This window comes from Stappia sp. BW2, from assembly GCF_008107695.1.
GTDB lineage: Bacteria > Pseudomonadota > Alphaproteobacteria > Rhizobiales > Stappiaceae > Roseibium.
The window spans coordinates 1,135,290-1,155,319 of record NZ_VIRG01000070.1 but is presented as its reverse complement, the minus strand read 5'-3'; the positions used below and the strand labels follow the sequence as shown (position 1 = coordinate 1,155,319).

At 59.4% G+C, this 20,030-nt stretch carries 17 protein-coding genes and 1 pseudogene; 7 read left to right on the top strand and 11 right to left on the bottom strand.

The window, feature by feature from the left end:
* Positions 1–61: 61 nt before the first annotated feature.
* The 5 genes and pseudogenes from FMN63_RS24355 to FMN63_RS24335 form a co-directional block, all read right to left on the bottom strand.
* Positions 62–1,243 (bottom strand): ABC transporter substrate-binding protein, encoded by a 1,182-nt coding sequence (locus FMN63_RS24355; protein ID WP_148586692.1) that lies wholly within the window; start codon positions 1,241–1,243, stop codon positions 62–64.
* 119 nt (positions 1,244–1,362) lie between these two features.
* The gene (locus tag FMN63_RS24350) at positions 1,363–2,598 is read right to left on the bottom strand and encodes a flavin-dependent oxidoreductase (RefSeq protein ID WP_148586691.1); all 1,236 of its coding nucleotides are present in this window, start codon (positions 2,596–2,598) and stop codon (positions 1,363–1,365) included.
* A complete protein-coding gene (locus FMN63_RS24345) occupies positions 2,595–3,059 on the bottom strand; it encodes a cupin domain-containing protein (RefSeq protein ID WP_209001391.1) in 465 nt (154 codons plus the stop codon). The genes FMN63_RS24350 and FMN63_RS24345 overlap by 4 nt, the downstream gene beginning before the upstream one ends.
* 105 nt (positions 3,060–3,164) lie before the next feature.
* Positions 3,165–3,974, bottom strand: a pseudogene (locus FMN63_RS30085) (hormone-sensitive lipase); the annotation flags it as partial.
* A gap of 127 nt (positions 3,975–4,101) precedes the next feature.
* Complete coding sequence (locus tag FMN63_RS24335) at positions 4,102–4,542, bottom strand: cupin domain-containing protein (protein ID WP_148586690.1); 441 nt, start codon at positions 4,540–4,542, stop codon at positions 4,102–4,104.
* A gap of 181 nt (positions 4,543–4,723) precedes the next feature.
* On the opposite strand from FMN63_RS24335, the gene FMN63_RS24330 reads away from it, so the two are divergent.
* Positions 4,724–5,713 carry an AraC family transcriptional regulator gene (locus tag FMN63_RS24330; protein WP_148586689.1) on the top strand — a complete coding sequence of 330 codons (990 nt, stop codon included), beginning with the start codon at positions 4,724–4,726 and terminating at the stop codon, positions 5,711–5,713.
* Between the two features lie 318 nt (positions 5,714–6,031).
* Here the strand turns inward: FMN63_RS24330 and FMN63_RS24325 are convergent, their stop codons facing one another.
* Both FMN63_RS24325 and FMN63_RS24320 read right to left on the bottom strand, forming a co-directional pair.
* A complete protein-coding gene (locus FMN63_RS24325; protein WP_148586688.1) occupies positions 6,032–7,591 on the bottom strand; it encodes a DHA2 family efflux MFS transporter permease subunit in 1,560 nt (519 codons plus the stop codon).
* Between the two features lie 214 nt (positions 7,592–7,805).
* A complete protein-coding gene (locus tag FMN63_RS24320) occupies positions 7,806–9,101 on the bottom strand; it encodes an HlyD family secretion protein (RefSeq protein ID WP_209001296.1) in 1,296 nt (431 codons plus the stop codon).
* Positions 9,102–9,540: 439 nt separating this feature from the next.
* Here FMN63_RS24320 and FMN63_RS24315 point away from each other — a divergent pair, with 439 nt between their 5' ends.
* Entirely contained in the window at positions 9,541–10,188 is a 648-nt protein-coding gene (locus tag FMN63_RS24315; protein WP_148586687.1) for a TetR/AcrR family transcriptional regulator, read from the top strand.
* A gap of 126 nt (positions 10,189–10,314) precedes the next feature.
* Positions 10,315–11,796, top strand: coding sequence for a protein adenylyltransferase SelO (locus FMN63_RS24310; RefSeq protein ID WP_148586686.1), 1,482 nt, complete (start codon positions 10,315–10,317; stop codon positions 11,794–11,796).
* Positions 11,797–11,877: 81 nt separating this feature from the next.
* Here FMN63_RS24310 and FMN63_RS24305 read toward each other — a convergent pair whose 3' ends face one another.
* Entirely contained in the window at positions 11,878–12,465 is a 588-nt protein-coding gene (locus FMN63_RS24305; protein WP_148586685.1) for a TetR/AcrR family transcriptional regulator, read from the bottom strand.
* Positions 12,466–12,590: 125 nt separating this feature from the next.
* Here FMN63_RS24305 and FMN63_RS24300 point away from each other — a divergent pair, with 125 nt between their 5' ends.
* The 4 genes from FMN63_RS24300 (at position 12,591) to FMN63_RS24285 (ending at position 17,934) form a co-directional block, all read left to right on the top strand.
* A complete protein-coding gene (locus tag FMN63_RS24300; RefSeq protein ID WP_162530105.1) occupies positions 12,591–13,274 on the top strand; it encodes a PspA/IM30 family protein in 684 nt (227 codons plus the stop codon).
* A gap of 15 nt (positions 13,275–13,289) precedes the next feature.
* A complete protein-coding gene (locus FMN63_RS24295; RefSeq protein ID WP_148586683.1) occupies positions 13,290–13,571 on the top strand; it encodes a YiaA/YiaB family inner membrane protein in 282 nt (93 codons plus the stop codon).
* A 102-nt stretch (positions 13,572–13,673) separates the two neighbouring features.
* Positions 13,674–17,093 (top strand): acyl-[ACP]--phospholipid O-acyltransferase, encoded by a 3,420-nt coding sequence (locus FMN63_RS24290; RefSeq protein ID WP_148586682.1) that lies wholly within the window; start codon positions 13,674–13,676, stop codon positions 17,091–17,093.
* 412 nt (positions 17,094–17,505) lie between these two features.
* Positions 17,506–17,934: an HIT family protein gene (locus FMN63_RS24285; protein WP_148586681.1), complete on the top strand. Its 429-nt coding sequence runs from the start codon at positions 17,506–17,508 to the stop codon at positions 17,932–17,934.
* 208 nt (positions 17,935–18,142) lie between these two features.
* On the opposite strand, the gene FMN63_RS24280 is transcribed toward FMN63_RS24285, so the two are convergent.
* The 3 genes from FMN63_RS24280 to FMN63_RS24270 form a co-directional block, all read right to left on the bottom strand.
* The gene (locus FMN63_RS24280) at positions 18,143–18,793 is read right to left on the bottom strand and encodes a glutathione S-transferase family protein (RefSeq protein ID WP_148586680.1); all 651 of its coding nucleotides are present in this window, start codon (positions 18,791–18,793) and stop codon (positions 18,143–18,145) included.
* 84 nt (positions 18,794–18,877) lie between these two features.
* Complete coding sequence (locus FMN63_RS24275; protein WP_148586679.1) at positions 18,878–19,252, bottom strand: AzlD domain-containing protein; 375 nt, start codon at positions 19,250–19,252, stop codon at positions 18,878–18,880.
* Complete coding sequence (locus FMN63_RS24270) at positions 19,252–20,013, bottom strand: AzlC family ABC transporter permease (protein ID WP_148586678.1); 762 nt, start codon at positions 20,011–20,013, stop codon at positions 19,252–19,254. Before FMN63_RS24270 ends, FMN63_RS24275 begins: the two co-directional genes overlap by 1 nt.
* Positions 20,014–20,030 lie beyond the last annotated feature (17 nt).

Below are 20,030 nucleotides of genomic sequence, written 5' to 3'. Positions count from 1 at the left end.
CGCGTCTGCCTTTTGATTGAAGAAATGCGCCTCCCCTCGACGGGAAGGCGCGGTCGGCTTGCTACATCTTGCATTCGTCGTGGAGGCTGTCGGCGTAGTCCTTGACGATCGTCCGTTTGACCGTCGTCCAGTACTGGCCGTCGTCCCGCTTGGCGACCTCAAGCAGATGGAAATCCTGAACGGGATAGTGGTTATTGCTGAAGGAGAAGGAGCCGCGTACGGAGGTGAAGTCGGCGGCTTCCAGTGCCTTGCGCATCGCGTCCTTGTCGCTGACCTTGCCGCCGGTCTTTTCCAGCGCGCTGGCGATCAGCATGGCCGTGTCATAGGACTGGGCGGCGTAACCGCCGGGAACATAACCGTACGTTTCCTCGAAGGCCGAGACGAAGGCCTGGTTGGTTTCGTTCTTCATGTCCGGCGCCCAGTTGCCTGCCGACAGGAAACCGACGGCAGCGTCCTTCTGGCCCGGCAGGGTGGTTTCGTCGGTCGTGAAAACGGACGTGAATGTCATGCTGTCGCCAAGGCCGGTGGCCTTGAACTGCTTGACGAGGCGTACGCCCATACCGCCGGGCATGAAGGTGAACAGCGCGTCCGCACCTTCGGTGGAGATCTTGGCAAGTTCGGACGAGAAGTCCTGATGGCCGAGCGGCGTGTAGATCTCGTCCGCAATCTCGCCCTTGAAGGTCTGCTTGTAGCCGGCGACATTGTCGCGCCCGGCCTGGTAGTTGGGCACCATCAGGACGACCTTCTCGAAGCCCTCCTCGTTGGCGATCATGCCGCTCACCTCGGCATTCTGGTTGTTCTGGTAGGAAGTGACGAAGAAATACGGATTGCAGTTCTTTCCGGCGAAGGTCGACGGCCCCGCATTGGGGCTGATCAGGAAGGTCTTGGACTGGGTGACCGGCTTGAAGATCGCCTGCAGCAGGTTTGAGAACACGGTTCCGACCACGATGTCGACCTTGTCCCGCTCAATCAGAGACTTCGCCTTGAGCAGCGCCACATCGGGCTTGAGTTCATCGTCCTCGACGATCAGGTTGACGGACTGGCCGCCCAGCTTGCCGCCGTTCTGCTCCAGCGCGAGGTTGAACCCATCGACGATCTGCTGGCCGAGCGCTGCCGGCGGGCCGGACAGGGTAACAACCATCCCGATCTTCACCTCCTCGGCGAGCGCTGTCGACGACAGCGCCGTGTTCATTGCCAGCATCGCCGCCAGGCTCGCAAAAGTGATTTTCGTCCGAGCTTTCATGATCATTCTTCCTTTTCTGCCCCCCTCCGGGACGGGTTGAATTTCAGTTCAACAATTTTTCGGGACCGGTTTCCTTGTTTGTTTTTCCGATGTCCCGGGATGACACCCGACAGTTTCGGTCAGGCATCCTCTTTCGTGGCGAAGCCGGCCATCTTCGCGTAGCCTTTGACAATCGCCTTGCGGTCTTCGTAAGCAAGAACATCGTCCACGTTCTCGAAATGGCGCGGGCTCAGCTTCTCGACCTCATCGATCACGCGCTCGGGTCCCCCGATCCGGTTGGTGCGCACCACCTCGGCGGTCTTGGGCAGCCGATCCTGCTCGTAGCGGTAGAGCGCTTCGCGCGGATGTTCCGCAGCCGCCAGTTCATCGGCAAGGCAACGCGCATCCAGGATAGCCTGCGCCGCGCCATTGGAACCCACGGGGTACATCGGGTGCGCCGCGTCTCCCAGCAGCGTGACCCGCCCGTGGGTCCAGCGCGGTAGCGGATCGCGGTCAGCCATCGGGTATTCGAAGATCGCGCTGCTACCGCGCACCAGCGCCTCAATGTCGATGCCCGGCACGTGGAACCGTTTGGCATAGGGCAGCACCTTGGACAGCGGCGCCTGTTTCGACCAGCTTTCCGGTGGCGGCGGCGAAACCGAAGCATCGGCGACGCGCACGTTCACCACCCAGTTCATCAACTGCAGGCCGTCCTTGGCGGGCGCGATCGGATAGAGCACCAGCTTCGCGCCCAGTCCACCGGCAATCGCCATGGTCTCGCCGTCTTCCCAGACGGGCCATTCCGCAGCACCGCGCCACATGACGACACCGGTCCAGCTCGGCCCGCCCTCGTTCGGATAGAACCGGCGCCGGCCAACACTGTGAATTCCATCGGCGCAGATCAGCACCTCGGCGCGTATCGTTGTCGAGCTGAGCCCGTCGGCCGTGTCGGTGAAATGCGCCGTGACGCCCGCCTCGTCCTGGACGAAGCCGGACAGCCGCTTGCCGGTCAGAACCGCCTCCGGCCCCATACGCTCGACCGCGGCATCGTAGAGTACCTTCTGCAGCCGGCCGCGGTGGATGGAAAACTGCGGATATTCATGGCCGGCATGAAGCCCGCGCGGCTCGCGCCAGACCTCCTGACCGATGCGCGTCAGGTAGCGCAGCTCGCGGGTGCGCAGTCCGACCTCGCCCAGCCGCTCCAGAAGGCCCAGTTCGGCAAGTTCGGCGATGGAATGGGGCAAAGTGTTGATGCCGACCCCGACCTCGCGCACCTCTGACGCCTGCTCCACGACCTGCGCCTTGACGCCGCGTTTGTGCAGCATCAAGGCCGTGGTCAGCCCGCCGATGCCGGCGCCTGCGATCAGGACAGTCATTGCGCTGCCTCGTCTTCCGGTGGCAGGAAGTCGATGGCATGGGCCGCCGAGACGGCGACGATCTCGGCCGGATCGGCCTCGGGCCCCATGTTGTGAAGCGCCCAGAACAGATCGTAGAGTTGCCTGGTCGGGGTGACCCAGAACAAGGTCTTGATACTGCTGTCGGACTTGTTGAAGATCCCGTGGGGAATGCCGCGCGGCAGCTTCACCAAATCTCCCGGCTCGCCGACAGTCGGCTGTCCGTCAAGCAGGAAATCGAAGCGACCTTCGAGGATGTAGAGAAATTCGTCCTGATCCGGGTGTATATGCGGCGGCACGAAGGTGCCGGGCGGCAGAGTGGCGTGCCAGGTGAAGCACTCATCGGTCATCTGCTTCGGCACATAGATCTGACCCAGAACGTTCCAGCGGATCTGGTCGAGACTGTCGCGGGAATTGACGATCCCGGGAGCCATTGCGGTCATTTTTGTCTCCTTTATCCTCGTGATGCCTGATGATTGAGTTGCCTGCACCCGTCCGGGCTTTTCGTTGCCGGCCTCTTGGCGAAAAGGGCCGACAAAGGCAGCCGTGATCGGCGATTCAGGATCCTTCAGGCCTTCGATGATCGTGAAGTGGTTGTGGTCGCCTTCGACTTCGCAGCGCACCGGCACATCCAATCCCGACCACATGTCGGTCATGAGACGCGTCTGGCGGATGAATTCGGGTCGCTCGCCGCCCCCGACCCAGCAAGTCAGTGGCGTGGCTGCTGCTGGCTGCGCCAGAACCGCGCTTTCGGCGCGGGCCTCATCCAGATCCAGGTTGAGTGTCCGGTTCATCTCGGTGTGAAGCAACGGGCGCAGGTCGTGAAGGCCGCTGATCGACAGGGCATGAACGATGCGGCCGCGAACATCAGCCGGTAGCGGGCTATCCGTGCAGAGCATTCGTGTCGCAAGATGTCCGCCTGCGGAGTGTCCGGAAAGGCGGATTGGGCCGTCAATGAGTTTGGCGGCCGTTGAGATAGCGCGGCCGATCTGGCCGCTGATCTCGTGGATCCGCGCCTCCGGCGCCAGGGTATAGGTGGGCAGACACACCGCCCAGCCCTGCGCCCGGGCGCCTTCGGCAAAATCCGTCCAGTGCCCCTTTTCCAGCCGCATCCAGAAGCCGCCATGGATAAAGACGGCCAATCCCTTGGGCGTGCCGTCCGGCCAGACGATGTCGAATTTTTCCCTCGGGTGGCTGCCGTAGGAGACATCCTGGTCGAGCCGGTGACCGCCCGCCTGCAGATCCGCCCGGTAAGCCGCCGCCCGCGTGGCCCAGAAACCGGGAAGCTCGGCGGAGTTCTCGACATGTTTCATGTTCGCGAAGGCATCGTCCCAGTCGCGCAGAGGTGCTAAATTCATTTTTGGACTCATTGGGGCTGTCCTGTTGGATACCCGGTACTGTTGGAGGCCTTCAGTCGCAGGACCTTTTGAGGGGCGCAGGAACCTTATGAAGGCCCTGCGCAAGGTTCGAAGGGCTTTCCCCGGCTCAAGCCGCATCGGGCGGTGGCAGGAAGTTCACGTCGCGCAACGCGGACAAGCGCACCAGCTCTGCGGGATCGGTCACCCCGTCCAGCTCGGTGAAAAGCTCGAAGAGCTTGCACGCAGGCGATACGCCAAAGACACAGGTCGCCGTCTTGCCGGAGCGATTGAAGATGCCATGGGCGATGCCGCGCGGCATCCGGATCGTGTCGCCGGTCCCGGCCTTGTCGTGCGCGTCGGGAAACTCGATCTCCAGTTCGCCGTCCAGCATGTAGATCCACTCGTCCTGCGTTGGGTGGATATGCGGCGGAACGAAGGTGCCTGCGGGAATGGTCGCATGCCAGACAAAGGCATCCTCCGACAAAAGCTTGGGCACATAGGTGTGTCCCACGACGTTCCACGCCAGACCGTTCACGCCGTTGTCGGCCTTCAACACGCCTTTTTCCATTGTCCGGGCTCCTGTTGCTGCGGATCGGTTACGAAACTCGCATTACCCTGCAACGCTTTCCCGCAATCAGTTATCCGAAAAACGAACGCCTCTGCCGGCATAAATTTTAAGCTTGAAGCAAATCGGAACTCGTGCGCTAATTTGATCAGGGAAAACCCGTACCTTTAGCGTTGGGGAACGAATGGTCACACCAGAGGCTTTGCCGACGAAGGAATATTTCGCGCAGCACCCTGTTGTCCGCACGCGCGACATGGATGAAGCGCGGCACATCGTTTCCCGCAAGCTTTGCGACCACAAGCTGGAGGTCGTCGGCCGCCAGTCCGGTCTTTTCGTCCGCCACAATGCAGTGACCGGTCGGTCCGTTTCCGTCAATTACCTGCGCTATGGCGCCGACGTGACGGTGGACCCGGGACAATTGGGCTCTTTCTATCTGTTTCAGGTACCGCTTTCGGGCTGCGCAACCATCAGACATCGGGGCGAGGAAATGACCGCCACCACGCAGGTTGGTGCCATTGTGAACCCCGACCGAGGCGCGTTGCTGCACTGGAGACGCGACTGCAGCAAGCTACTGCTCCAGGTCGACAGGAGCCAGTTGGAAGCCGTTGCCCGGTCGATCACCGGCGCCCCCCTGCCCGGCCCCATCCGCTTCCAGATGCAGGTCGATCTGACCAACGGACCGGGACGCCAGTTGAGACGCCTCGTCATGGCCTGCGCCCAGGCGATCGAAAACGGAGACCTGTTCCTGGGTGAACTGGCGGCCCGGGACCTGAAGGCGGAGGAAGATCTGGCCCACGCGCTGCTCACCCTTCAGCCCAGTAACATCTCGCACATCATCGAGCGTTCGGACCGCCGCGCCACCCCTCGCGAAATCCGGATATCACTGGAGTACATTCACGCGAACCTGGGCGAACCGATCACCCTGGCCGACATCGCCCATGCGGCGCGCATGAATGTGCGAACGCTGCAAAAAGGTTTCAAGCGCATCTGCGGTCAAAGCCCGATGCAGGTCCTGCGCAACGCCCGGCTGGACACGGCGCATTACATGCTCGCCGCCCGACGCGACCCTCCCAGCGTCAGCGAAGCCGCCTACTCCTGTGGCTTTTCCCACCTAGGCCGGTTCTCTTACTACTACAAGGAACGCTTCGGACATCTGCCGAGCGACACGCACTAAGGGTGCTGAGTTAAACCTCGGACCTGATATCTCGTTCGATCTTCAAGTTCCCACCAGCCACACCGCTGCTTCCTGCGCCCGGGCGAAAAAACCCGCCAATCGCGCACGATCGGGCGGGTTTTCTTTGTATTTTTTGAGTGATCCAACTCCGGCTGCACACCCTAGCCCACCAGACTCTATCTCAGAATATGCAGTGAAGGGTAAGTGGCACAAAACCAAAGCCTCAAACAGCCCTCGCAACTCCAGAACTATGCAGCTGAGGCGATAAATTGGCTGAAGAGACGAGCCCTGTCCGCCAATACTTCCAGCCGTTCTTTGTTAGTGCCCACCACCGCCGCCGGCAGCCGCGGGTTTGGGTTTTTCGACGAAATAGAGCGCGGCGACCAGGGCAAGAAACATCACTGTCAGGATCATGAAAACATCCGAGAACGACATGATAAATGCTTCCCGGGTGACGATGCCCGACACGGTTTTCAGGGCGGCGGCCTCGGCGTTCTGGCCTAGCTCCGAAAAGGCATGTGTCATGTTGGTCAAGGTCTCGTTGACGACGGGGCGTGACCAGTTGACCGTTTCGGCAATCCGCTCGTAATGGAAATCCTGACGGCTGGTCAGCATCGTGTTGATGACCGCAAGCCCCACCGCTCCACCCAGGTTCCGGGTCAGGTTGAACAGGCCGGAAGCGTTCTTGATCATCTGCGGTGGCAGCAATCCGAGTGCGATGTTGTTGATTGGCACCATGCACAGCATGAGCGAGCAGCCGCGCAGGATCTGGGGAATAAAGAGCTCCCAGAAATCCCAGTCATGGGTGATGCCCGTTACCATGTAGGTGCCGATGGCAAAGCCGGAAAACCCGATTGCCATCATCACACGCGGATCGAGCAGCGACATCAGCCTGCCCGCAATCGGCGCTGTCAGAAACATCGCAAGACCGGTTACGAACATCGTCTCGCCGATCTGCAAAGACGTGTAGTCGCGAACGCCGCTGAGATAGACCGGGTAGAGATACGTCAAGCCGTAAAGCCCCACGCCCATGATGAAGCTGAACAGACTGCCCATCGCGAAGTTCTTGTCGGCGAACGCCCTGAGATCGACAATAGGTTCGCGCGCGGTGAAGGCCCGCCAAAAGAAGATGGCGGCGCCCAGAACGGTGACCACGGAGAAGAGGACAATCTCACCGCTCTGGAACCAGTCGTCGCCCGAGCCTTCTTCCAGAACGAACTCCAGAGACCCCAGGAAAATCGCCATACCCGCGAAGCCGTACCAGTCGAAATGGTCGAGCAGTGACAGATCCGGCTCGTCGAAATCGATCAGGGTGACCGCAGCAAGCGTAACGAAGATGCCCGGCACGACGTTGATCAGAAACAGCCAGTGCCAGGACCCGAATTCGGTGAGATAGCCACCAAGCGTCGGGCCGATGGTCGGCGCCAGCGTGGCCACCAGACCGATGACCGGAGAAATGACGTTGAATTTCTCACGCGGAAAAATCAGATAGGCCGTCGCGAAAACCGTCGGGATCATGCCACCACCAAGAAACCCCTGCAGGGCGCGGTAGATGATCATTTCCTCAATGGTGGAGGCTGTGGCGCACATCAGGCTCATCACCGTGAACCCGGCGGCCGACAGTGCGAACATCCAGCGGGTCGACAGCATGCGCGAGAGATATCCCGACAGCGGGATCATGATGACCTCCGCAATCAGGTAGCTTGTCTGCACCCAGGGAATATCGTCCTGCGAAGCGCTAAGACCTGCCTGAATTTCCGACAGGGACGCAGACACGATCTGGATATCCAGGATCGCCATGAACATGCCGAACACCATGCAAAGAAAGGTGAACAGCTTGCGTCCGTCGATGGGTTCGCTCTGTGCCGTCTCGCTCATGTGACGTAGCCTTGGACCGGCTGGCGTTTTGCCGAAAGCGGCAGAAAATCTGTTGGCCAGTCAGTCGAAAAAAGTTGAGTCCTCACGGCACGCTGCCGGTCAAGGGATGCTCATCAAAGGGGCGGTATCCGCCAGAGGCGGATACCGGGCGTGTGCGGTTGGAGGCCGCGGGGATGACTTGAACCGGTGCGGATCATCGACACGCACCGCAAACCTAGTGAAGCGCCGAAACCGTAACGTTGGCCTTTTGGCCGCCGGTTCTGGTGTCGACCTCGACCACCACCGACATGCCTGCCCGCAGATGGCCACTTGTGATTTCTTCTTCCGGAACCTTGATCTTCACCGGAACGCGCTGGACCACCTTGGTGAAGTTGCCGGTCGCATTTTCTGACGGCAGCAGGCTGAACACCGAACCGGTCGCGGGGGCGATGCTTTCAACCGTTCCGCGGATCGGTTGGTCCGGATAGGCATCGACGGAAATTTCAACCTCAGCCCCGGGCTGAATTCCTTCAAGCTGGGTTTCCTTGAAATTCGCATCGATATGGGTGTCGGCCAGCGGCACGACCGCCGCAATCCGGCTGCCCGGTTGAAGCAGGGAACCGACCTGGGCCGCCCTGTTGCCGACAATCCCGTCGACAGGAGCCCGAATAACCGTGAAGGCCAGATCGCGTTCGGCCTTTTCAAGCGCGGTCTTGGCAGAAACCACCGCCTGCTCGGCTTCCTTTTTCTGCCCGTTCAGCACTTCGATGTTGGCTTTGGCAAGTGTTACCGCCGCTTGAGCATTCTCAAGGTCCGCCTGCGCGCCTTTCAGCCCGGCATCTGCGGTATCGAGTGTTGCCTGGCTTGCAAACTTGTTGTCCGCCAGCTTTTTCTGGCGGTTGAAGTTGGCTTCAGCTTCTTCTTTTTTGGCCTTGGCCGCCGCAACGGACGCTTCAGCCTGCAGCACGGAGGCCTTGGCTGCCGTGATCTGGGTCGTGATGCGGTTGACCGTTGCGCGGGCGCTGTCGATGGCGTTCTTGGCCGACTGGACAGCCAGCTTGTAGTCCCCATCATCAATCGTCAAAAGAACATCGCCGGCTTTCACACGCTGATTGTCGCCAACGGCAACCGAAGCAACATATCCGGAAACCTTGGACAGGATCACCGTGATGTCGGAGGTCACATAGGCGTCGTCCGTGCTGGCGATAAACCTGCCCTCGGTCCACCAGTGATAGGCTTCATATCCGCCGAAGCCGAGGCCCGCGAGCAAGATCAGGGTAAAGACCCGCTTGGCCTTGCCCTTCTTTTTTGTCGGAGGCGGTTGCGAAGACGCTGTTGAATTCGCCACCTGAGCCTGAGTCGATACAGCTACCTGCCCGCTCTTGGTTTTGCTCGCGTCTTTCGCAGCAGACGGTGTTGCCTGCTTGCTTTCCGCGTCGCCGGAAGTCTTTCCGTCTTGGTTCTGCGGGCTCGCCGTCTGCGGCCCGCCACCGATCGCACCGCTCTCGGTACGGCCTTCTCTGAGTGCCACGATGGTATCCTTTGCCCAAAATTCTCGACCGCCCAAAATTGACTGAACGGTTCGGTCAATTTCGTTTATATGTTCAATATTCAGGTCAGCGCAAGAGTTGCCGAGAAATTTTTGCAGCGCACAATGATTCAAATAGCTTGAGCAACCACGCCGGACAGAGGAGAAAAACGTGACCTGGCGTCCAGAACGTTTCAGGACCGCGAGCCGGGCGACCGGACCTTGCAGCTGGTTCATTTTGGCTATGCGACCAGCCCGCAACTGATGGTTTGATTGCGAAAGATTGAACAGTTCTAACGAATGGCCGATAGTGTTGACCGAGATGAAGCGCCTGCCGGTCAGCTGACTTCGGGACCGATACGACAACTTTGGCCAAACAGCGTATGTTTGACGAATTGTCTTGCTATAACCTGCTGAAAGACGGCAGAAATTCGAGATTGTGATGACCATCGACACTCAGGACCTACCGGCGCTTTCCGAAGATCCGGCGCAGAAAACCGACAATGCCAAATACCGGCAGATTCTTGCCGGCGCGCGCAAAGTCTTCCGGGCGAAAGGCTTTGACGGTGCCAGCATGGAGGTCATCGCCAAGGAAGCCGGTGTATCCAAGGGCACGCTCTACGTCTATTTCAACAGCAAGGAAGCCCTGTTTGAGGCATTGATTCTGCAAGATCGGTACAGCCAGGCGGAAATCCTGCAGGAAGCCCTCGTAAGCAAGGCGGATGTGGAAACCGACCTGAACCGTATTGGCCGCAGCTATCTCCAGAAAATGTCCAAGCCGGACAAATTGTCGACCCTTCGTATGGTAATCGGCGCCGCCGAGAAGTTCCCACAGTTCGGTATGCTTCTGTATGAAGCCGGTCCCTGCCAGGGCCGACGTGACCTCGGCGCTTACATTCAGGAGCGGATCACCCGAGGCGAGCTGAAAGATTGCGATGTGGAACTGGCTGCCGGCCAGTTTTTCGACCTGTGCGTCGCGGGTGTCCTGAGGCGAATGCTGCTCAATGCCGGCCCCAAGCCAAGCGAAGAAGAAATCGAAGCCAATGTCGAGGCTGCGGTCAAGGTGTTCCTTGCAGCCTACGCAGTGTAACGGTCAACGCTTTTCCGACATTGCGGCTTTCCTGGATCAGAAAACCGGACTGACAGGGGCGGACAGACTGTCCGCAGATCCTATATGAAGCGGTACACACCAGTCCCATAGACCACAGCAGGTTCCATGACCGCCCGTCCCCACATCTTCCAGTTCGACAATTCCTATGCACGGGATCTGCCCGGTTTTTACGTGGCCTGGGAAGGCGCGAAGGTGCCCGCCCCCAACCTTGTGCTGTTCAATCGGGATCTCGCGGCTGAACTCAACCTGGATGCAAAGCTTCTGGAAACGCCGGAAGGCGCCGAGATCTTCGCCGGTGTCAGACAGCCAGACGGCGCCACACCTCTCGCCCAGGTCTATGCGGGTCATCAGTTCGGTGGCTTCTCGCCGCAACTTGGAGACGGCCGTGCGCTTCTTCTTGGCGAGATCATCGACAAAGCCGGAAATCGCAAGGATATTCAGTTGAAAGGGTCGGGACCGACCCCCTTCTCACGTGGCGGCGACGGCAAGGCCGTCGTGGGACCTGTTCTGCGCGAATATATCCTCGCCGAGGCCATGCATGCGCTTGGCATCCCGACAACCCGGGCATTGGCTGCGGTCACCACTGGAGAAACCATCTACCGGGACGGCCCGAAACCAGGCGCGGTACTGACGCGCGTCGCCGCAAGTCATTTGCGCGTCGGAACTTTCCAGTATTTCGCGGCGCGCGGTGAAACGGACAAACTCCGCCAGCTCTCAGACTATGCCATCGCCCGCCATGCCCCGGATCTCGCAGGACAATCGGACAGATACCTCCAGCTGTTCCGCGGCGTGGTTGAGCGACAGGCTTCGCTCATGGCCAAATGGGTCCTGGTTGGCTTCGTCCACGGTGTGATGAACACCGACAACACCACGATCTCCGGAGAAACAATCGATTATGGCCCTTGCGCCTTCATAGATGCATATGATCCGGCAGCCGTGTTCAGTTCCATCGACCACGGCGGACGCTATGCTTTTGGCCGGCAGCCCGTCATCATGCAATGGAACCTTGCCCGCCTTGCCGAAACCCTGTTGCCCTTGATCCAGCCAGATGATCCGGACCACGCTGTCGAGCTTGCAAGTACGGAACTTGCCCGTTTCCCCGACCTCTACCGCTCTGACTGGCTAACCGGCATGCGCTCGAAAACAGGCCTTCAGACAGAAGCGGAAGACGATCCGGACCTCTTCGAGACCATGCTTGCGGCTCTGCAAGAGCAGTCAGTCGACTACACGCTGTTTTTCCGGCATCTCGCAGATGCTGCGATGGGTGCCCCCGAAAAGCTGCGTGATCTCTTCGCGGACCCGGAACAGATTGATGTCTGGCTGCAACGCTGGAGAAAACGCCTTGAGAACGAAGGCAAAGCACCGGTTGAGATCAAGGCAGAAATGGACGGGGTCAATCCCATCTACATTCCCAGAAACCATCTGGTGGAAGATGCTCTTCAAAGTGCAGAGACTGGAGAGTATCTTTTGATCAACAAGTTGCTGGAAGTTCTTCAATCTCCATATGAAGATAGATCCGACCTTGAGGCCTATGCGCTGCCCGCACCTGCTGCATTCGGCCCCTACCGGACCTTCTGCGGCACGTAACCTGCGATTGTCTGGCCAAGGGACGTTTTCGGGGCTGCACTCTCAGCCGGCGAGTAACGGTATAAGCCGACCGCCCCCCCCCTAGCCGGCCAGGCGCTCGACCAGAAAGTTCATTTCCTCTTCAAGCTTTTCACCAGACAGACCAACGAAGCGCGCTTCCAGGCTGATCGTGACGAGACCATGCACAGCCGCAAAGGCTGTGCGTGTTCGCGCAGCGAGGTCTTCTTCCAGCATCGTGGGCTCGAGTTCACGCAATGGGGCCGCAATGAAGCCGAGCAGCGCGATGTTTTCCTGCATGTGCCACTCAGGCACCGGCTTCCCCTCTGGCAACTGATGGCTGAACAGAGTTATCCAGAGATTGCGGTTGTCGCGCGCAAACGCGAGGTAAGCCAGCGCCAGTACTTTCAGACGCTCCAAGGGCTCGTCGACAGTCTCGACTGTCGAGGCCATCAGATTTTTGATGCGCCCGAGCGTTACCGAGTTGACCGCAAGCAGCAGTGCATCCTGGTCCTCGAAGTGCTTGTAGACCGAACCGACAGAATATCCGGCGTCGGCCGCGATCTTTCTGATATTGACAGCTTCCATACCCCCCGCTTCCACAGCAGCAATCGCTGCCTTCAGAACGCGACGATGGGTTTCTTCGCTTTTCGCTTTTTGAACTCCGGCCATTAACCGTATCGCACCTCAAAAGTGAACTTTGTTCATTTTTCTTCTTGACCTAATCAAAATGATGTGGCTTTGTCAAATAGTGAACAACGTTCATCTTTTGAGAGGGCAAAATGTTTGAGCCATTCATGAACCAACTGAAAGCGCTGTTTCTAGCCAGCGCAGAGGAAAGCCGGGGCAACCAGTCCCTTGCACTCCTGTCAATCAACACCCGCACAGCCGCCGCATCCGTCCGCACGGCCCAGGTTGCGCTGGCCCGCGCCAGGGCAGAACAACAGCAGGACCGCAAGCGGCTGAGGCAAATCAATACGTCCCTTGAAGATCTGGAGAACCGGGCTCGCAACGCCCTTCTGAAAGGGCTTGAGCCCCTTGCCAGAGAAGCAGCAGAAGCCATTGCGCTGCTCGAAGACGAAAAAACGGCTCTCGAGAAAGCGATCCATTCCTTCGACAACGAGCTTTCAGGCCTCACGGAAACCCTTCACCGCGCTCAAAGCCGCCTGCGTGCCCTGAAGCGCGGCGAACGCACGGTCGAGGTTCGGGACCAGATCCAGAAAGCACAATCTCTCGGCTCCAGCACCGGCCAGTCAGCTTTGGCCGTGGCCGAAGGACAGCTGGAGGAGATCAGCAGAAAGCAGGAACGTGACCAGCTTGCCGAGCAAGAGTTCAAGGCCCTGTCGGCAGCAGATAATCCGCATGCGGTTATCGAAAAGCTGGGCGACGCCGGATGCGGCGCGCCTGTCAAAACCAGAGTGGACGACGTGCTCGCCCGCCTGAAATCCGACCTTCCCCTTCTTCTTGAAACAAGCATCTAACGCGAGGACGAACCCATGCAGGAATCAACCGTCAAACACACCAACAACTGGACCATTTTTACCGCCAGCAGCTTCGCCATTGCCGCTATCATGATGGGCTTGGGCATCTGGAACCTAGAGGCGAGTTTCTCAGCCAAAGGCTTTTACACCATGGCTGCAATCATGCTCGTACATACCGCGGTGACATTGACCAAGACACTGCGCGACCGCGAGGAAGCAAGCAAGTTTCACAACCGCCTGGAAGACGCTAAAACTGAAAAACTGCTGATGGATATCAGCAAGCCGGAAAACGTCTGATCCAACTTTCAAGCCGGGCGGAGACCTTGTCGTTCCGCCCGGGCTGTCTAAACCGAAGGTTATGAAGCCGCCGAAACAACGGCAGCTCCCAAGGAGGACCTTATGAGCGCTCCACTGATGACGTCCCGGCGTTTCGCTCCGCTCTTCTGGACACAGTTCTTCTCCGCGTTCAACGACAACTTCCTGAAAAACGCCCTGGTGTTCCTGGTGTTGTTCCAGGTCGGGGAACAGGGGGCGGACGGTGGCAACACCGGTGTTCTGATCACACTGGCCGGGGCGGTCTTCATCGCTCCCTTCCTGTTCCTGTCCGCTCTCGGGGGTGAGCTTGCCGACAAGTTCGACAAGAGACGGATCGCGCGGGCGACCAAGCTTGTCGAAGTCGCAGGTGCAGGGCTTGCGGTTGCCGGCATGGCTCTGTCCTCCCTGCCTGTCCTGTTTTCCGCGCTGTTTGTGTTCGGCGCCATGTCGGCTCTGTTCGGGCCGGTCAAATATGGACTGCTCCCGGATCATCTGCCTGCCGACAGTCTGCCGCGCGCCAATGCCTGGATCGAGGCTGGAACCTTCCTGGCAATCCTCGGCGGCACGATTTCCGCCGGGCTTCTGTTCAGTACCGGCGCACCCACGCTTATCTTCGCTCCGGTGATGCTGGCGCTGGCACTTGCCTGTTACGGGCTGAGCCGCCAGATCCCCTCCGCACCGGCCGCGGCCCCCGACCTGAGGGTTGACTGGAACCTTGCCACCTCGACATGGCGCGTGGTGCGTAACCTGGCCTCTGATCGCCGCCTCTTTCTGGCAGCCCTGATGAATGCCTGGTTCTGGGTTATCGGCGCCATGGTGCTCGCGCTTCTGCCGCTGATCGTCAAGACGCTTCTGGGTGGTGGAGAAATCGCCGTCACCTATTTCCTGACCGTTTTTGCAATATCGATCGGCATCGGGTCGGCGATTGCCGCCTGGCTGCTGGCTGGACGCGTCGTCCTTCTGCCAGCCCCTGTCGGGACGTTGCTGCTTGCGCTGTTCTGCCTCGACGCTGCACTGACCCTCGCCGGCTTGCCAGCTGCGACGCAAACATCAAGCCTGCAGGAGTTCCTGACGCATGAGGGTGTAATACGTCTCAGCATTGACATGGCCGGACTTGCCATCTCCGGTGCGCTGCTGGTTGTCCCCACCTTCACGGCGCTCCAGACCTGGGCAAAACCAGAGGTACGTGCCCGCCGGATTGCAGCCTCCAATGCCCTTGGCGGCGCCCTGATGACGATTGGCGGCGTGCTGCTGGCAGGCGCCCAGAAACTCGGTTTTTCCGTCTCAGAGATTTTTCTCGCACTGGCAGTGTTGAACCTGATCGCGGCTGCAGTGATGCTGAAGACCCTGCCGACCAACCCGCTGCGCGACGCGATCTCAATCCTCTATCGCGCGATCTTCCGGATGGAAGTCAAGGGACTGGAAAATCTGGAAAAAGCCGGCGAAGCCCCGATCCTGGCGCTCAACCACGTCAGCTTGCTGGATGCCGGCCTGGCACTGACCCTGACCGAAAAGAAACCGTCCTTCGCGATCGACTATGACATCGCCCGGCGCTGGTGGGTAAAACCCTTCCTGCACCTTGCAAATGCGATACCTGTCAATCCGACAAAGCCCATGGCCGCCCGTGCGTTGATCAAGGTGGTGAACTCCGGTGAGCCCATGGTGATCTTCCCGGAAGGCCGGCTGACAGTGACCGGCAGTCTGATGAAGGTCTACGACGGTGCCGCCATGGTGGCCGACAAGACTGGCGCCATGATCGTCCCCATCCGTATCGACGGCCTTGAAAAAACGCCGTTTTCCTATCTGAACCCCAGTCAGATCCGCAAACGACTTTTCCCGAAGGTAAAGGTAACGATCATGGAACCGACCCGCCTGGACATCAATGACGACCTGCGAGGCCGTCAGCGGCGCGCGGCCGCCGGTGCCAAGCTCTATGGCGTCATGTCCGAGTTGATGTTTGAAACCAGCCTGATGGAAGACGTCACCATCCTGGAAAAAATCATCGCCACAGGCGCAGAACACGGCCACGGCAAACTGGCACTTGAAGATCCGGTGACTGGCAAGCTGAGTGTGGGCAAGTTGCTGACGGGCGTTTCCGTGCTTGGCCGCAAGCTGATACAGCACACCAAGGGGGAAGAGACCCTCGGGATCATGCTGCCCAATGCCAATGGCGCTGCCGTGACCGTTCTTGCGACCATGTCCGCCGGCAAGGTGCCCGCCATGATCAATTTCACGGCCGGCCAGGAGAACATTCTCGCTGCGTGCCGGGCTGCAGAGGTTCGAACGCTGTTGTCCTCTCGTGCCTTCGTCAAACAGGCCCGCCTGGAGCAACTGGCGTCAAACCTTGAAAACCACGTTCGCATCATCTGGATGGAAGACCTGCGGTCTGAAATCGGCTTTACAGACAAGATCCGCGGTCTACTGACCAAAAGCCGCCCCCTGGTGCGCCGACAGGCGGACGATACGGCCGTTATCCTGTTCACCTCGGGCTCGGAAGGAACACCGAAGGGCGTTGTTCTGACACACCGAAATATCCTGTCGAATGCCACACAGGCAGCCGCAAGGGTTGATTTCACGCCGAACGACAAGGTGTTCAACGTCCTGCCGATGTTCCATTCCTTCGGTCTGACGGCAGGAACCATTCTGCCGTTGATTTCAGGTGTACCGGTCTACCTTTATCCGTCGCCCCTGCACTACCGGATCGTTCCGGAGCTGATCTACACCTCCAATGCAACGATCCTGTTTGGCACCGACACCTTCCTGAACGGGTATGCCCGCGTCGCCCATGCCTATGACTTCCGCTCCCTGCGCTACTGTTTTGCTGGCGCGGAACCGGTGAAACCGTCGACCCGTCAGATCTATCAGGAACGGTTCGGCTTGCGGGTTCTGGAAGGCTATGGCGTGACCGAAACCGCGCCGGTCATCGCGCTCAACACGCCGATGTACAACCGCCCGGGCACGGTCGGCAAACTTATGCCCGGAATGAAGGCCCGCCTTGAACCTGTGCCAGGCGTGGAAGATGGCGGCAGACTGCATGTCTCTGGGCCAAACGTCATGGTCGGCTATCTGAAGGCGGACAATCCGGGTGTGGTCGAACCGCTGGTCGATGGCTGGCACGACACCGGCGACATCGTCGAGATCGATGCTGACGGCTACATCATCATCAAGGGCCGCGCCAAGCGCTTTGCCAAGATTGCCGGTGAGATGGTGTCTCTGTCCGCCGTGGAAGCGCTGGCAGGTCAGATCTGGCCGCAACACCTTTCAGCCGTTGCCGCCATCAAGGATCCGCGCAAGGGCGAGAAGCTGGTGCTCGTTACGGAAAATCCGGATGCGGATCGCACAACCTTCATTGAAGGCGCAAAAGCCCGCGGCGCACAGGACCTGATGATACCGGCAGAAGTTCGTGTGGTGTCGAAGGTTCCCGTTCTGGGCTCCGGCAAGCTGGATTTCGCGGCGGTTGCAAAACTGGTCAAGGACGGTTCTGAACTGGGGGAAGCTGCCTGACGCTTCACCCACGTCGAAGATCGTTTACACCATCGATCCGGCACTGTTGGCCACTTTTGGCCTGGTGCCGGCGAAGGCCGGAGCGAAATCTCCGGCCTTCGCCTTTGGAACACCGGCAATCACCGACGCGGTATCTAAGATCTGACGCGACCTCTTTAACGCGTCGGCAGAACCATCTGTAATCATTCTGAAGCCGGTCGCTCGTTCCATAGCCACTCAAACAGATTGTGTTTTCTCACAGCCCCGTCACAACATCACCTCAAGGCAACCGGCTTTCTCAGAGTCCACACCCAGGGTGTGAAATCCGGCAGCAATCGATTGAACCACCATTGATCGGTCTCACGTCTTGGGGCAACTTGCCTCGTGCCAACGCTTCGCGAAATTCTTTTGCCTATCAGACAGGAAATACCCCATGTCCGCACCCGCTTATGACGACCAGAATGTCTTCGCCAAGATCCTGCGCGGCGAACTGCCGAGCCACAAGGTTTACGAAGACGACAAGACACTGGTGATCATGGACATCATGCCACGCGGCGACGGTCATGTTCTGGTGGTCCCGAAGGCCCCTTCCCGCAACATTCTGGACATCGCCCAGGAGGATCTCAACGCAGTGATGGCAACGGCCCAGACGATGGCCAGAGCAGTGATCAAGGCCTTTGATGCAGACGGCACCACCATCCAGCAATTCTCCGAGCCTGCTGGCGGTCAAGTGGTGTTCCACACTCACGTCCATGTCATTCCGCGCTTCGAGGGCGTCTCACTGAAACCCCACACAGGCACGATGGCCGATAACGACCTTCTGGCGGAACACGCTGAAAAAATTCGCGCTGCGCTGTCCTGAACCGGGCTCGGCCCGACCGCCGACAGGAACGAACAAACAACGCCCGCCCGGCCCCAAGCCGAGCGGGCGTTTTTCGAAGTTTGGGAACACAAACGCAGCGTTTCTTGGAGAGTCCACGGCGGAGGTTTGCCTGTCAGGATCACCGTTAGTTTTCCGCCAACTGCCGACAGCGCAGCGCGTGACAGGGCAAATGTTGGCTGGAAAACCCCTAGGCGACACCGGCCTGAACAGCCGCGTCGTCCTGTTCCTTGGCCATGTTCTGATCTTCCTGAAGCACCTTCACCACAGAAGGCCGCTCGGAGAACCGCTCGACATATCTCGTGAATTCCTCGAATTCCGGCACGATGCCGAACATCATGCCCCACCGAAGCCCCACACCCCAAAGAACGTCAACGGCCGTCATCCGCTCTCCTAGAACAAACGGTCCCTTGGAAAGCTGGATACGCATGTTTTCCATCACGGTGTCGAAAGACCCATAGGCAGACATGGAAGGCGGCGGTTCTTCCCGATTCAGAGCGCGGTCAATCAGTGCGGGCTCAAAACAGGACGCCATGTGCACGAACCAGCGCAGGTATGGCCCGCGTAACGGATCGTCGAGCGCGGGAGTCAGTCCTTTTTCCGGAAAAAGATCGGCCAGATAGACATAGATCGCGACCTGTTCGGTAATGACCGCTTCGCCGACATGCAACGCCGGAACTTTTCCGGCAGGATTGACCGCAAGATAGCGGGGCGTCCGATTTTCACCCAGCTTCAGGTTGAGCACGTTCAACTTGTAAGGCGCTCCCAGTTCTTCCAGGAGAATGCGCACGCCTGTGGCCCGTGTTTGCGGTGCGTAAAAGAGTTCGACCTGGTCCGCCATTTTCCTCTCCTTGACCGAATGCAATCACCCCCTCTTCAACCTACCCCATCTATCCGGCAAGTGAACATGGCAAATCGCTACGTGTCAGGAGGCCATTCGGTCGAGGAGCAACCAGCCCGCGACAAGGAAAACTTCTGCCGCGAGCACGCCCACAAAAACCCGCTGGCGGGCCACAAAAAACGAGGCAAACCCGAAACCGGCGGCAGCCACACGCAGCCAGAGCGGTGTTTCCGCCAGCACGCCTTGCGGAAACAGGATCAGCTTTGAAATGACACCGGCGACCAGCGCGGTCGCGACACAGCGCACCCAGATCAGCAGTTCGCCATCTTCGCGCAGCTTGCCGCCTGCAAAAACACCCAGCCACCGCCAGACGTCGGTTGCAAACCAGCCGGCAACGAGGATCATCGCCAGGGGCCACCAGGTTTCGGAAATCAATCCGCCCGCAGTTGATCCGTCCATCACGACAGCCCCCTGCGCATGATCCGTGTCCCGAGATAGGCAATCGTACCGCCCACAAGACCGGTCCAAAGAAGATCCAGCCCAGGCAGATAGATGAAGAAGACCGGGCCGAGCACCAGCCCGGCAACCATCGCGGCTCGGTCCGCATTCAGCCGTGAAGCGCCCCAGAGCGAACACAGGAAATAGACCGGCGTCAGGAGAAACAAGGCCCCCGCTACCATGCCCGGCATGGTCTCCACCAGCAGATAGGAGACACCGGTCATGCAGAACACAAAACTGGTCACCGCCCCGCCGAAACCGAGGAAAAACGGCAGGCGTCCTTCCCTCGGCATATCCGGCAGGTGCTTCATCGCGAACACCCAGGCCGTCACCGCCACGAAATGGGAGGCGATCAGCAATTGCCAGGTGCGGGTCTTGCCGGGCACCTTGATCAAAGGCATCAACGCCATGGTCATCGGCATCAAGCGAACAGAGGCAAGAGCGACAGCAATACCCGCAGGAAGCATTCCCATACCGGAAGAAATCGCGCCGGTCAGAACCACGATGGACGGCAGCGCCCAGACGAAACCGGTCATCGCCAGCGTTTCGACAAGCGTCAGTCCGGACTCCCGGGCAAGCCCGGCATAGCCGACAAAAGCCGCAGTCAGAATAAACGCTGGAATAGACACCGCAGCCCTCGCCCCACGCGCCATCCAGACCCGGGCATGTTCTGGCGGATCTTGCGGGTTTGGTGCGTTTTCTGGCTGATCAGGAGCCGTCATAAAGCTGACTCACCTCT

Bases quoted from the DNA above. Each gene is read 5' to 3' on its own strand.
- FMN63_RS24355 (WP_148586692.1), bottom strand. From the start codon at position 1,243: ATGAAAGCTCGGACGAAAATCACTTTTGCGAGCCTGGCGGCGATGCTG.
- FMN63_RS24350 (WP_148586691.1), bottom strand. From the start codon at position 2,598: ATGACTGTCCTGATCGCAGGCGCCGGCATCGGCGGGCTGACCACGGCC.
- FMN63_RS24345 (WP_209001391.1), bottom strand. From the start codon at position 3,059: ATGACCGCAATGGCTCCCGGGATCGTCAATTCCCGCGACAGTCTCGAC.
- FMN63_RS24335 (WP_148586690.1), bottom strand. From the start codon at position 4,542: ATGGAAAAAGGCGTGTTGAAGGCCGACAACGGCGTGAACGGTCTGGCG.
- FMN63_RS24330 (WP_148586689.1), top strand. From the start codon at position 4,724: ATGGTCACACCAGAGGCTTTGCCGACGAAGGAATATTTCGCGCAGCAC.
- FMN63_RS24325 (WP_148586688.1), bottom strand. From the start codon at position 7,591: ATGAGCGAGACGGCACAGAGCGAACCCATCGACGGACGCAAGCTGTTC.
- FMN63_RS24315 (WP_148586687.1), top strand. From the start codon at position 9,541: ATGACCATCGACACTCAGGACCTACCGGCGCTTTCCGAAGATCCGGCG.
- FMN63_RS24310 (WP_148586686.1), top strand. From the start codon at position 10,315: ATGACCGCCCGTCCCCACATCTTCCAGTTCGACAATTCCTATGCACGG.
- FMN63_RS24305 (WP_148586685.1), bottom strand. From the start codon at position 12,465: ATGGCCGGAGTTCAAAAAGCGAAAAGCGAAGAAACCCATCGTCGCGTT.
- FMN63_RS24300 (WP_162530105.1), top strand. From the start codon at position 12,591: ATGAACCAACTGAAAGCGCTGTTTCTAGCCAGCGCAGAGGAAAGCCGG.
- FMN63_RS24295 (WP_148586683.1), top strand. From the start codon at position 13,290: ATGCAGGAATCAACCGTCAAACACACCAACAACTGGACCATTTTTACC.
- FMN63_RS24290 (WP_148586682.1), top strand. From the start codon at position 13,674: ATGAGCGCTCCACTGATGACGTCCCGGCGTTTCGCTCCGCTCTTCTGG.
- FMN63_RS24285 (WP_148586681.1), top strand. From the start codon at position 17,506: ATGTCCGCACCCGCTTATGACGACCAGAATGTCTTCGCCAAGATCCTG.
- FMN63_RS24280 (WP_148586680.1), bottom strand. From the start codon at position 18,793: ATGGCGGACCAGGTCGAACTCTTTTACGCACCGCAAACACGGGCCACA.
- FMN63_RS24275 (WP_148586679.1), bottom strand. From the start codon at position 19,252: ATGGACGGATCAACTGCGGGCGGATTGATTTCCGAAACCTGGTGGCCC.
- FMN63_RS24270 (WP_148586678.1), bottom strand. From the start codon at position 20,013: ATGACGGCTCCTGATCAGCCAGAAAACGCACCAAACCCGCAAGATCCG.